The following is a 13,704-nucleotide window of genomic DNA, read 5'->3' on the forward strand; positions in this document are numbered from 1 at the left end:
ACATAAAAGAATTTGACGATTTTTGTCGAATATATATTGAGAAGTAAAATTAATAGGAGGTTTGTAGATGAATTTAAAGAAAATAATTGTAGGTGGATTGATAGGATTTACTATATTATCGCAAAGCAGTATTTTATCATCGGCAGAAACAGTTTCTTATAAAATAAAGTCTGGAGACACCTATTGGAAAATAAGCCAAAAATATAATTTAAACTATCAAGAATTATTAGATATAAACTCTTCATATCAAAAACCTTATCTTGATGTAGGTGATACGATTTTACTTCCTTATAATTCTTCACAAAAAAGGTTGTATAAAGTAAAGTGGGGAGATACTTACTGGAAAATAAGTAAGTATTTTAATGTTGATTTTAATTTGCTTTTGAAAATAAATGGAGCAGATAAATACAGTCAGCTAAATATTGGAGATGTAGTTATAGTTCCAAATGATAATAATATAGAAAAGAAGCCTTATATAACTTATACATACTATACAGTTCAAAAAAATGATGACCTTTGGAAAATAGCAATAAAATTTGGAATATCTTATTATGAACTTTTAAAAGAAAATAATATGAATGAAAACTCTACTGTATATGTAGGAGATGTTTTAAAAATTCCTGTACATCATATACCAGTTAAACAAACTCCGGGACAACAATATGGTGAATATTTAGACTGGTGGACAGAAGCTCAATATGTAGTACCAATTGGAAAAATTTTTAAAGTAAGAGATTTTTATACAGGAAAAGAATGGACTATGAAAAGAACTATAGGAGCTAATCATGCAGATTGTGAACCACTAACAAAATATGATTCAGAAATAATAAAAAAAGTATGGGGTGGAAGCTACAGCTGGATAACAAGACCTGTTTTAATACTTGTAGATGGTAGAAAAATAGCAGCTTCAGCAGCTTCTATGCCGCATAGTATTCAATATATTACCGATAATAATTTTATTGGACATATGGATATTCATTTTGCAAATAGTACAAGACATAAAGACGGTAAAGTAGATTATGACCATCAAAAAAATATTAAAATAGCTGCAGGATTATAATAATTTAATTTTTAATTAATATTAAAAAAATTTAATATTTAAAAATTATTAGAAAACTCACAAAAATATATTGACCTGTAATAATAAAAATAGTATAATCTCCATTAAATAAATAAAAAAAGCAATGACGGAGAGAAAGATATCTATTCTTTAACTACAGAGAGCCAACATTTGCTGAGAGTTGGTGTTAAAGGGGATATGCAATGATCACTCCAGAGCTGCTAATTCGAAAGATTATTTTGAGTAGATGAGGCCGGGTGCTACCGTTATATAGCTAGGGTTCAAGGTAAATCCTTCGACCTGATAAAGAGCTGATTGTCTTATGTTTGTTAGGCAATTGGGAATTAGGGTGGTACCGCGGGAAATAACTCTCGCCCCTAAGACGATATAGTTGTGTCTTAGAGGCGAGAGTTTTTATATATAATTAAAAAATGTATTAGTAAAACATAATTAATAACTTGAAACAAAAAATTATAAATATGTTTTATGAGAGGAGGGATAAATATAGTCAAATATAGAATAATTTAGATAAAACAGAAAAAAAGCTAAAGGAATTTATAAAACCTTTAGCCTAAAAGAAAAAATAAAAAGCATAAATATACTATTAGATATTAGGTAATTAATATCCTTCTTTAAATTAAAAAGTTAGAATATTTCGAAAAATATTTTTTATATGGAAGTAATTCTTATTATTTATTCGTATTTTAAATTGAGAGTTTTTAGGAGGGAAGAATTTGAATAAAATGTTATATGCTCGGGTTGATGCGGGATTAGAAGTTTTGACGAGAGTTGTTGGAGTATTAAAGAGAAAGAGATTTAACGTTACAAGTGTAAAAATGGAGCAAATAGAAAATTCAAATTTTGCAGATTTGACAATTACTCTGCAGGATTGTTTTAACATAGATATAAACAGAGCTATAAGTCAGTTAGAAAAATTAGTAGATGTATATGAAGTTAAGGAATTAGAAGTTATGTAAATTAGAAATTTAAATTATTAATTTCATGAATTTAAGGGGGATTTATAATGGCAAAAATGTATTATGATAAGGAAGCAGATTTAAATTATCTTTTAAATAAAAAAGTTGCTGTAATAGGATATGGAAGTCAAGGTCATGCACATGCTTTAAATTTATTAGAAAGTGGTGTTGATGTAGTAGTTGGATTATATAGTGGAAGTAAATCTTGGAAAAAAGCAGAAAGTGATGGATTGAAAGTTGTAGAGGTTGCCGAAGCAGCAAAAGAAAGCAATGTAATAGTTCTTTTAATACCAGATGAACTTCAACAAAGCGTGTATACTGAATACATTATGCCGTATTTAGATGAAGGTGATGCGTTAGTTTTTGCACATGGATTTAATATACACTACAATCAGATAGTTCCGCCTGAATATGTAGATGTATTTATGGTTGCACCAAAGGGACCCGGACATTTGGTAAGGAGAGTTTATAAAGATGGTAAGGGAGTTCCAGCATTATTTGCAGTACATCAAAGTTATACAGGTAAAGCAAGAGAAATGGCTCTTGCATATGCTAAGGGAATTGGAGCAACTAGAGCAGGAGTTTTAGAGACGACATTTAAAGAAGAAACCGAAACAGATTTATTTGGAGAACAGTGTGTATTATGTGGTGGAGTAACAGAACTTATTAAAGCTGGATTTGATACGCTGGTTAATGCAGGTTATCAAAAGGAAATAGCTTATTTTGAATGTTTACATGAGATGAAGCTCATTGTAGACCTTCTATATGAAGGTGGTTTTGAAAAGATGAGATACAGTATAAGTGATACAGCTGAATATGGAGATTATATGGTAGGCAAGAGAATTATTAATGAAGATACTAGAAAAGAAATGAAAAAAGTATTAAAAGAAATACAAAGTGGAGAATTTGCAAAAGAGTGGCTGTTAGAAAATAAACTCAATAGACCAGTTTTCAATTCTGTAAAGAAAAGAGAACTTAGTCATCCAATTGTTGAAGTTGGAAAAAATTTGAGAAGTATGATGTCGTGGATTGAAAAGTAGTGAGTAGAAAACAAAGGAGCTGTTTATGATGAAATGTGGGATTAGAAGCAAAAAATAGTCAGATAGTTAAATTTACTGGAGCAGAAATAGTGCTCAAATCTTTAATAAATGAAGGAATAGATACAATATTTGGGTATCCCGGAGGAGCAGTTATACCCCTTTATGATGCATTATATGATTACAAAGATTATTTTACTCATATATTAACATCTCATGAACAAGGAGCAGTACATGGAGCAGATGGATATGCTCGGTCAACGGGAAAAGTAGGAGTATGTTTTGCTACATCGGGACCGGGTGCTACAAATACTATCACAGGGATAGCTACGGCTTTTATGGATTCAGTTCCTTTAGTTGTTATTACCGGTCAAGTACCAAGGAGTCTATTAGGAAGAGATTCATTTCAAGAAGTAGATATAACGGGAATATCTGTACCTGTAACTAAACATAACTATCTTGTAGAAGATGTTGAAGATTTGGAAGATATTATTAAAGAAGCTTTTTATATTGCGAAAAGTGGCAGACCGGGACCTGTACTCATTGATATACCAAAAGACATATTTTTAGAAAAGACGTATTTTAAAGGAAAAGTAAATATTAATTGTAGTAATGAAAACAAATCTCATGTAAAAGACGAAGTGATTTTAAAAGAAGCAGCATATTTAATCAATAAATCATTACAGCCAGTTATATATGCAGGTGGAGGAGTAATTACATCTGAAGCATCAAATGAATTATACAAATTTGCTAAAAAAACTGATATTCCAATTGTTAATACATTAATGGGATTAGGTAATTTTCCAAGAAATGAAAAATTATCTTTAGGATTAGTAGGTATGCATGGTTTTAAAGAGGCTAATTTAGCAGTGACGAATTCTGATTTAATTATTGCAGTTGGAGCTAGATTTAGCGATAGAGTAATTGGGAATGCTAAAAAATTTGCTCCAAAGGCAAAGATTATACATATAGATATAGATAAAACTGAAATAGGAAAAAATAAAGAAGTTAATTTTTCACTTATAGGAGATGTTAAAAGAATATTAAAAGATTTAGAAAAGTACTTAGAAAAGAAAAATAGAAAAGAATGGATAAATAAAATATACAGTTGGAAAATAGAAGAAACAGAAGAAAAAAGAGAATTTTGTCCTAAAAATATATTGAAATTTGCAAATAAAATTTTAGGAGAAGATGTGATAGTAACTACAGATGTAGGACAGCATCAAATGTGGACTGCACAGTACTGGAAATTTTTAAAGCCTAGAACATTTTTATCATCTGGTGGATTAGGTACTATGGGTTATGGACTTGGTGCAGCAATAGGAGCTAAGGTTGGAAACCCAAATAAAAGGGTAGTGCATATTACAGGTGATGGAAGTTTTAGAATGAATTGTAACGAACTAGCTACGGTGAGCAGATATGGACTTTCAATAATAACAATACTTTTTAATAATAGCTGTTTAGGTATGGTTAGACAGTGGCAAAAACTGTTTAATAATGAAAGGTATTCTGAAACGTGTCTAGGAGGAGAAGTAGACTACGTTAAATTAGCTAAAGCCTATGGAATAGAAGGGTATAGAGTAAAAACATTAGATGAATTAAGAGAGGTCTTTGAAAAAATTTTAGAAGCAGATAGACCTGCAGTTGTAGAATGTTTAATTAATAAAGATGAATGTGTATATCCAATTGTTCCACCGGGCAAACCTATAGATAATTTAATAATAAAGGGAGGAGAAAAAAATGAGTAATTCATACGTTTTTTATCAAGGAAAAATTGTAAAGGAAGAAGAAGTAAAAATAAGCATAAGGTGTAAAGCTTTTAACTATGGACTTGGATGTTTTGAAGGTATAAGAGCTTATTGGGATGAAGAAACAAATCAATTGTATGCATTTAGATTAAGAGAACACTATGAAAGATTACTGCAGTCATGCAAAGCATTAAATATCAATATTCCTTATACAGTAGAAGAACTTTGTGATTGGACTTTAAAACTTCTTAGAAAAAATGAGTTTAAAACTACAGTATATATTAGACCAGTTGCTTTTAAGGGTTCAGACCATTTATTTCCTACACTTTATGATGATGATAATCGCATTTTGATATACTGTCATCCAATGGGTAATTTTGCTGGAAAAGATGCATTTAGAGTTTGTATATCTTCTTGGCGTAGAATTTCTGATAATATGATTCCAGCGAGAACAAAGCCAACTGGGGGATATTTAAACTCTGCTTTGGCTTCGCTTGAAGCACTGCAAAATGGTTATGATGAAGCAATTTTACTCACTGATAGTGGTTATGTCTGTGAAGGACCGGGTGAAAATATATTTATATATAAAAATGGAAAACTGATTACTCCACCTCCTTCAGATAATATTCTTGAAGGTATAACTAGAGATACAGTAATGACTCTGGCAAGAGAAGAATTGGGAATGGAAGTAGTACAAAGAAGTATAACTAGAACAGAACTTTATTCTGCTGAAGAAGCATTTTTCAGTGGAACTGCGATGGAAGTTACACCAATAGTTGAAATTGATAACAGAAAAGTTGGAGATGGAAAACCGGGTGAAGTTTGTAAAAAAATAAAAGAAATTTTCTTCAATATAACAACAGGAAAAAATCCTAAATATGCACATTTCTGTACACCTGTGTATTAAATAATGAAAAATAAACAAAATAGACTGCTAGATATGCATATCTAGCAGTTTTTTTTATGAGTTTAAAATTTAGAATTGAGAGTTATATAAAATCTTTTAAAAGCTTGAAGGATTGACTTTAAAAGCTTAAAGTTGAGAGCTTGGAACTAAAAATCTGAAAAAGTGTTGAAGATATTTTTTGAGTTAACGTAGAATTAACATTTGATTAACATTGTTATAACAAAATATAAACTGATTAATGATATTTTATTTATGTGAGAAAAAATAAAAACTTGAAAGGGGAAAAGATATATGAAAAAGATATTTTCTATAATATTAATTGGAATTTTAACTGTTTCATTATTTACAGGTTGTTCTCAAAAAAAAGTTTCTGTTGAAAATAATGATGTATTAAAAGGGACTATTGCAGTTGTTGGTTCTACATCAGTTACTCCGGTAGCTCAAAATTTAGCAGATAAATTCATGTCTATACATCCAGAAGTAAAGATAGATGTACAAGGTATAGGTTCTTCAGCTGGTATAAAAGCTGCTAGTAATGGTAGTGCAGATATAGGAATGGCATCACGTAATTTAAAAGAGAAGGAAAAAGAGTGGGGATTAACACAGCATGTTATAGCATATGACGGAATAGCAGTAGTTGTTAATCCAAATAATCCAGTAAAGGAACTTACTAAAGAACAGATAGCGAAGATTTTTAAAGGTGAGATTAAAAATTGGAAAGAAGTTGGCGGACCAGATAAAGAAATACTAGTTGTAAGTCGTGAAGCAGGTTCAGGTACAAGGGGAGCTTTTGAAGAAATAGTAGGGATAGAAAATGCTGTCAGAGAAGACGCTTTAGTAGCAGAGGGAAATGGTGCTGTAAAGGCAAATGTAGCTAGCAAAGAATATGCAATAGGTTATTTATCATTTGCATATTTAGATGATTCTGTAAAGGCATTAAAAGTTGATGGAGCAGAGCCAACAGTTGAAAATATAAAAGCTGGAAATTATAAGATTTCAAGACCATTTTTAATGGTAACTAAGGGTGAAATTAAACCGGCAGCAAAAGCTTATTTAGACTTCATATTGAGTGATGAAGGACAGAAAATAGTTGGAGAAAAATTAATAACAGTAAAGTAGTATTAATATAATTTTCTGTGGAAAACTCCACTAATTTAGTGGAGTTATCTGCTGTTTGACAAAAAATAGTTAGAGTGTTTTAAAAATTTAAACAATTATCGCAAAATTTGCAGTATTGAATTTTCAGTTTGATTATGGAGGTGAAGTAGTTGAAAAGTGCTGAAAGTATTAATAAGACATTAATTAGAAAAAAAGAATTTATAGATTTAAAAGAAAATAAAAAAAGGAAGTATTTTGAGAGGATTATAGAAACTTTTTTTCTCATTTGTGCTTTAGCAGCTATAATAGCAGTTTTTATGATTTCAATTTTTATATTTATAAAAGGTGGACCAGCTATATTTAAGATAGGTATAAAAGATTTTTTATTAGGTACAAAGTGGAAACCTATGTTAGATATATATGGAATACTTCCAATGATACTTGCTTCAATTTATGCTACCTTCGGGGCAGTGATACTTGGAGTACCTGTTGGACTGTTTACAGCAATATTTCTTGCTGAAATAGCACCAGAATGGATTGCTAAAATTGTAAGACCGGCAGTAGAACTTCTTGCAGGTATTCCATCTGTTGTATACGGTTTTTTTGGACTAATTGTCATTGTACCAATTATAGATAAGTTATTTGGAGGTGGAGGTAACAGTTTATTAGCTGTTATATTCATACTTACTATAATGATACTTCCTACTATTGTAAGTATTTCAGAAACTTCTATTAGAGCAGTGCCTAAAGAGTATAAAGAAGGTTCTCTAGCTATGGGAGCATCTCATATACAGACGATTTTTAAAGTAATAATACCGGCAGCACGTTCTGGTATTTTAGCAGCAGTAGTTTTAGGCGTAGGAAGAGCAATAGGAGAAACTATGGCAGTAATATTGGTTGCAGGAAATACACCTTTAATTCCTCACTCCATATTAGATAGAGTTCGAACAATGACTGCAAATATTGCAATTGAAATGGGATATGCTTTTGGACTGCATCAAGAAGCACTTTTTGCAACGGGAGTTATACTTTTTATTTTCATAATGTTTTTTAACATTGTTTTAAATATATTTACACACAAGGTTGGTGAGTAAATTGAATAAGAGGAAATTAATTGACAATACATTGAAAGCTGGTATATGGTTTTCAGCTATATTCACAGTTGGTATTTTATTTTGGATAATAGGGTATATCGTCATAAATGGTATAGGAGAAATAGATTTAAAATTTTTAACTACAATGCCATCTGGTGAAAAGGGCGGAATACTTCCAATGATAGTTAGTACGATATATATAGTACTTCTGTCAATATTAATATCTACTCCAATAGGAGTTTGTGCTGCGATATATCTTGTTGAGTATGCAAAACAAGGCAAATTAGTTCGATTTATTAGATTTGCTACAGAAAGTTTAGCAGGAATTCCTTCTATAATATTTGGTTTATTTGGTATGATTTTTTTCGTTGAAACACTTAAACTTGGATGGTCTTTATTGTCTGGAGCTGTTACGCTTAGCATAATGGTACTGCCAACGATAATAAGGACTACAGAAGAAGCATTTAAATCTGTTCCAAATTCATACAGAGAAGGTAGTTTAGCTTTAGGCACATCTAAATTGAGAACAATAATAAAGGTTGTACTGCCTAGTGCAATTTCTGGAATAATTACAGCTGTTATTTTAAGTATAGGTAGGGTAGTAGGCGAAACTGCAGCAGTATATTTAACTGCAGGTATGACACCGAGAATTCCGGGAAGTATAATGGAATCCGGCAGAACTTTATCCGTTCATTTGTATTTATTAGCTAAAGAAGGAATATCATTTAAAAAGGCTTATGCTACGGCTACCATTTTAATCATAATTATAATAATTATAAATTTTAGTGCCAATAGGATAGCTTTAAAATTTAAAAAGGCAAGATAATTATCAAGGGAAGGTGTGCAGAGTGAGCAGAAATATTAAAATATCAGTAAAAAATTTAGACCTGTTTTATGGAGATTTTCAAGCATTATATAGTATAAATATAGATTTATACGAAAAAGAAGTAACAGCATTAATTGGACCTTCAGGCTGTGGGAAGTCTACATTTTTAAGGACTCTAAATAGAATGAACGATTTAGTAGAAGGAGTAAAAATAAATGGGGAAGTAAAACTTGATGGGCAAGATATTTACAAAAATATAGATGTTATAAAATTAAGGAAGAGAGTGGGAATGGTATTTCAAAAGCCTAATCCATTTCCAATGAGTATTTATGATAATATAGCCTATGGACCAAGAACTCATGGTATAAGAAAAAAATCTATTTTAGATGAAATAGTTGAAAAGAGTTTAAGAGGAGCAGCACTATGGGATGAAGTTAAAGATAGATTAAAGACAAATGCTTTAGGTCTTTCAGGAGGACAGCAGCAGAGACTCTGTATAGCAAGGGCTTTAGCAGTAGAACCTGAAGTACTTCTTATGGATGAACCAACATCAGCATTAGACCCGATAGCTACATCGCGGATTGAAAGTTTAATTGAAGAATTAAAAAAGAATTATACAATAGTTATAGTAACTCACTCAATGCAGCAGGCAGCAAGAATATCAGATAAGACTGCGTTTTTTCTAATGGGAGAATTAATAGAATTTGGAGAAACAAGTACTATATTTACAAATCCTAAAGATAAGAAAACAGAAGATTATATAACAGGTAGATTTGGTTAAAATCATGTGATAAGGGGGAATATGTTATGGTAAGAGAAGGTTTTGAGTCGTCTTTGAAAAGTCTTAAAGAAGAAGTAGTTAATATGATGGAAAAAGTTAGTAAGTTAATACAAGACTCAGTAGATTCACTTGTCAATAGAGATATAAAATTGGCTAGAGAAGTAATAAAAAAAGATGATGAAATAGATAAATTAATGAATGATATAGAAGAAAAGACTATAGAATTAATAGCACTTCAGCAGCCTATGGCAAAAGATTTGAGGATAATATTTTCTATTTCTAAAATCATTACAGACATTGAAAGAGTAGGAGATTTTTGTGTAAATATATGTAAAGAAACTATTAAAATAGGTCATGAAGAACATATTAAACCATTGATAGATATTCCAAAAATGAGAGATATAATATTAGAAATGTTTGCTAATACTAAAGAAAGTTTTATAAATGAAAACTATAAACTTGCATATAGAGTAGGAGAAGATGACGAAATTATAGATAATTTATATAAAGATATATATACTGAAATATTGATGATGATACATGAAGATAGCAAATTTATAAGTCAGGGAACAAAACTTTTATTTGTCGGTAGGTATCTTGAGAGAATGGCAGACCATATAACTAATATATGTGAAAGAATTATTTATATATCACAAGGAGATAGGGTTAGCATAAATTAAAAAAGACCTCTATAATAGGAGGTCTTTAAAATTCTTTTGCGATTTCTGCTAGAATTTGAGTTGTAGAATTTAGCTCTTGTATAGAAGCTACAATCTTTTCTGTAGTTTTAGCTTGAATTTTTGTAAAATTATCTGTACTACTAACTGCTGCTGACATTTGTTCGACTGAATTTTGAATATTTTCAAGAATATTTTTTATGTCTACAATGGCGTTTTTAGTTTGGTCTGAAAGTTTTCTTATTTCTTCGGCTACAACTGAAAAACCTCGACCATGTTCTCCAGCTCTAGCAGCTTCTATAGAAGCATTTAAACCTAGCATATTTGTCTGATCTGAAATATTTTTTATGTATTGTAAAATTTTATCAGTTTCTTTAACTTTATTTTTTGTATTTTCACTTTGTATAGAGATTTCATGAGAAGATGTAGCTATTTTATTTGCACCAATTGACATTTCATCAACATTTGCTGCTATTTCCTGTAGTGCAGCTGCAACACTTTCAGATAAATCACTTAATTTTTTTTCTTTTTCTAAACTCTTTCCTATACTAATACAGCCTATACAGCTGCCATTTTCATTTCTAATGGGGACAGATATGGCTTTAAAAGGTATGCCGAAAATTTCTTTTGGAACATATTTTGATATTCTTTCATTTTTATTAATACATTCATACATTACATCACCCGGTTTTAATCTAGTTCCTTCCTTTTCTTTTACATCAAGTTTTCTTCCGGGATAGTATTTTAATATTTTTTCAGTATCAGATATAGCAACCATAATATCGTCATCTAATAAATCTTTTAAGAAATCTCCTATATTAATAAAAGAATCTATTAAATTCAATCCATTATCCATAAAAAAATCCCTCCTAAAAATTGATTTTAACTGAAAGTAGTGGTATTTATAATTTAAATTGATGATAAATGATTAGTATTGATATGGGATATAATAATTTTTAATTAAAAAATAATATGTTGAGAATATTATACATATATTACTATAAAAATTCAAATAATTTGGATTAATCTAAAAAAGAAAGGGTATATAGTTTTATAATAAATCTAGTAAAGGGGAGTGGGAAAGTGATTGATAAATATAAAATTAGTGTAGAAAAATTAAAAAATAGATGTAATACGAAATGCTTTAAATTTGACAGTACAGCTGAGCTTGTACCTCTTCAGGGAATTATAGGACAGGATAGAGCATCAAAGGCGTTAAAATTTGGATTAGCTGTTAAAAAGAAAGGATACAATATATTTGTTTCAGGTCAAAGTGGAACAGGAAGAAATAGTTATGTTAAGCTAATAACTGAAAAAATGGCTTCTAAAAAGAAAATACCAGATGATTGGGTATATGTATATAATTTTAAAAATCCACACAGTCCAATAGCTCTTAATCTAAAAGCTGGAATGGGTAAAGAGTTTGTAAAAGATATGGAAGATACAATAAAAATTTTAAAAAAAGAGATAGAAAATGCATTTATAAGCAAAGATTATGAAAATATGAAAAATGCAATATTTCAGCAATATCAGCTTTTTACACAGCAGATAATAGATGAATTAAATGAAGTGGGTAAGAAATATGATTTTAAATTTACACAGACGGAAAAAGGATTAGTAAGTATTCCACTAAAAAATGGTAAACCTATGAGTGAAACTGAATATAGAAATTTGTCACCAGAAGAATTTGAAGATTTGAAAAAAAGAACAAATGAAATGAGTTTAGAAACAGTTGATATTTTTAATAAACTTAGAGTTTTAGACGAAAAATTGAGAAAAAAACTTAAAGAATTAGATGTTGAAACTTCCCGTAAAGTAGTGGAATTTCATATAAACAAATTAAAGTCTAAATTTGATTGCAATGACAAGACATGCAAATATTTTGAAATGCTTAAAGAAGATATAGTTGAAAATATTGATAAATTTAAAAAAGATTTAGATGAGTCAACAGATAATCCATTTGCAATATTTCAAATGCGTTCTAAAGTTTCATTTTTTGAAAGATATAAGGTAAACTTATTTATAGATAATAGCAATAGAAAATGTGCTCCAGTTGTTTTTGAAACTAATCCAACTTATTACAATTTAATTGGAAGTATAGAATATAGAAATGAAATGGGTGTAATGAAAACAGATTTTACTCAAATAAAACCCGGTGCACTTCATGAAGCCAATGGCGGATATTTAGTTTTGCAAGCTAAGGATTTACTTACAAATCCTTTTGCATGGCAGGGACTTAAAAGGGCGTTAACAACTGAAGAAGTGAATATTGAAGGACTTGGGAAACAACTAGGATATGTAGTAACTACGACCCTTAAACCACAGCCCATTCCGCTTAATTTAAAAGTTATTTTGATAGGTGACCCGTATACTTATCATATTTTATATAATTATGATGAAGAATTTAAAAAGTTGTTTAAAGTAATGGCTGATTTTGATATAGAAATGGATAGAAATGAAGATAATACATTTAAAATGGCAAGGTTTATAGCTACACATTGCAAGCAGGAAAATTTAAGACATTTTAGTGCAGATGCAGTAGGCAAAGTAGTAGAGTACAGTTCAAGACTTGCATCTAATCAAAAGAAACTTAGTTCACGTTTTAATCAGATTGTTGAGATTTTATATGAAGCAGACAGTTGGGCAGAAGTAGATGGAAGTGATATTATAAAGGTATGTCATATTGAAAAGGCAATTGAAGAAAAGAAGTTTAGAAATAATAAATTTGAAGAAAAAGTTTTAGAAATGTTTAGAGAAGGAGATTATTTGATAGATGTGGATGGGGAGAAAGTTGGAGAAATAAATGGTCTTGCAGTAGTAGGGACTGGAGAATATAGTTTTGGAAAACCAAGCAAAATAACTGTTTCAACATATAGAGGAAAAGCAGGTATAATAAATATTGAAAGAGAAGTCAAGACTAGTGGTAAAATACATGATAAAGGTGTAATGATAATAAGCGGTTATTTGGGATATAAATATGCACAAGAAAGACCTTTAGCACTATCTGCTAGTATAGTATTTGAACAGCTATATTCAGGAGTTGATGGAGATAGTGCCTCAAGTACTGAGCTTTATGCAATACTGTCAAGTTTGTCAGGAGTACCAATTAAGCAGTATATAGCAGTTACTGGTTCAGTCAATCAAAGAGGTGAAATTCAACCTATTGGAGGAGTAAATGAAAAAATTGAAGGATTTTATAAAGTTTGTAAAATTAAAGGTTTAACAGGAAAACAGGGAGTTATGATTCCACATCAAAATGTCAAAAATTTAATGTTAACTGATGAAGTGATAGAAGCTGTAAAAGAAGGTAAATTCCACATATATGCAGTAAAAACTATAGATGAAGGGATTGAAATATTGACTGGAGTACCGGCTGGAAAAATCAATGAAAAAGGCGAATATCCAATAGGTACAATTCATTATCTTGTTAATAAAAGACTTGAAGAATTATATGAAAAGAGTAGAGAAAAAAATGAAGAGAAGTAACAATGAGATAGGG

The 13,704-nt window shown here is 30.1% G+C and carries 12 protein-coding genes and 1 other annotated feature; of the genes, 11 read left to right on the forward strand and 1 reads right to left on the reverse strand.

The annotated features are described in order from the left end of the window. The first annotated feature begins 67 nt into the window (after window positions 1-67). From BUA90_RS07365 to phoU, 10 genes are all read left to right on the forward strand, one after another. Window positions 68-1,060, forward strand: a complete 993-nt coding sequence (locus tag BUA90_RS07365; RefSeq protein WP_072967151.1) for a muramidase family protein — start codon at window positions 68-70, stop codon at window positions 1,058-1,060. A 115-nt stretch (window positions 1,061-1,175) separates the two neighbouring features. Then, window positions 1,176-1,442: a binding site (T-box leader), on the forward strand. A gap of 361 nt (window positions 1,443-1,803) precedes the next feature. Then, complete coding sequence (locus BUA90_RS07370) at window positions 1,804-2,037, forward strand: ACT domain-containing protein (protein ID WP_242945064.1); 234 nt, start codon at window positions 1,804-1,806, stop codon at window positions 2,035-2,037. Between the two features lie 47 nt (window positions 2,038-2,084). Then, window positions 2,085-3,077 (forward strand): ketol-acid reductoisomerase, encoded by a 993-nt coding sequence (ilvC, locus tag BUA90_RS07375; RefSeq protein ID WP_072967155.1) that lies wholly within the window; start codon window positions 2,085-2,087, stop codon window positions 3,075-3,077. Between the two features lie 35 nt (window positions 3,078-3,112). Then, the gene (gene ilvB, locus BUA90_RS07380; protein ID WP_242945062.1) at window positions 3,113-4,822 is read left to right on the forward strand and encodes a biosynthetic-type acetolactate synthase large subunit; all 1,710 of its coding nucleotides are present in this window, start codon (window positions 3,113-3,115) and stop codon (window positions 4,820-4,822) included. Beyond that, the gene (locus BUA90_RS07385; protein WP_072967157.1) at window positions 4,815-5,729 is read left to right on the forward strand and encodes a branched-chain amino acid transaminase; all 915 of its coding nucleotides are present in this window, start codon (window positions 4,815-4,817) and stop codon (window positions 5,727-5,729) included. Before ilvB ends, BUA90_RS07385 begins: the two co-directional genes overlap by 8 nt. A gap of 291 nt (window positions 5,730-6,020) precedes the next feature. Beyond that, window positions 6,021-6,848: a phosphate ABC transporter substrate-binding protein gene (locus tag BUA90_RS07390; protein WP_072967159.1), complete on the forward strand. Its 828-nt coding sequence runs from the start codon at window positions 6,021-6,023 to the stop codon at window positions 6,846-6,848. Between the two features lie 149 nt (window positions 6,849-6,997). Continuing rightward, window positions 6,998-7,921 carry a phosphate ABC transporter permease subunit PstC gene (gene pstC, locus BUA90_RS07395; protein WP_094756793.1) on the forward strand — a complete coding sequence of 308 codons (924 nt, stop codon included), beginning with the start codon at window positions 6,998-7,000 and terminating at the stop codon, window positions 7,919-7,921. After that, entirely contained in the window at window positions 7,914-8,747 is an 834-nt protein-coding gene (gene pstA / locus BUA90_RS07400; protein ID WP_072967169.1) for a phosphate ABC transporter permease PstA, read from the forward strand. The genes pstC and pstA overlap by 8 nt, the downstream gene beginning before the upstream one ends. Before the next feature lie 22 nt (window positions 8,748-8,769). Beyond that, complete coding sequence (gene pstB, locus BUA90_RS07405) at window positions 8,770-9,528, forward strand: phosphate ABC transporter ATP-binding protein PstB (RefSeq protein WP_072967171.1); 759 nt, start codon at window positions 8,770-8,772, stop codon at window positions 9,526-9,528. Window positions 9,529-9,554: 26 nt separating this feature from the next. Beyond that, entirely contained in the window at window positions 9,555-10,208 is a 654-nt protein-coding gene (gene phoU, locus BUA90_RS07410; RefSeq protein ID WP_072967173.1) for a phosphate signaling complex protein PhoU, read from the forward strand. A 25-nt stretch (window positions 10,209-10,233) separates the two neighbouring features. On the opposite strand, the gene BUA90_RS12700 is transcribed toward phoU, so the two are convergent. After that, window positions 10,234-11,061, reverse strand: coding sequence for a methyl-accepting chemotaxis protein (locus tag BUA90_RS12700; protein ID WP_072967175.1), 828 nt, complete (start codon window positions 11,059-11,061; stop codon window positions 10,234-10,236). Between the two features lie 227 nt (window positions 11,062-11,288). Between BUA90_RS12700 and BUA90_RS07420 the strand changes: the two genes are divergently transcribed. Then, window positions 11,289-13,691, forward strand: coding sequence for a Lon protease family protein (locus BUA90_RS07420; RefSeq protein WP_072967177.1), 2,403 nt, complete (start codon window positions 11,289-11,291; stop codon window positions 13,689-13,691). Window positions 13,692-13,704 lie beyond the last annotated feature (13 nt).

Origin of the sequence: Caminicella sporogenes DSM 14501 (genome assembly GCF_900142285.1) — a bacterium.
GTDB lineage: Bacteria > Bacillota > Clostridia > Peptostreptococcales > Caminicellaceae > Caminicella > Caminicella sporogenes.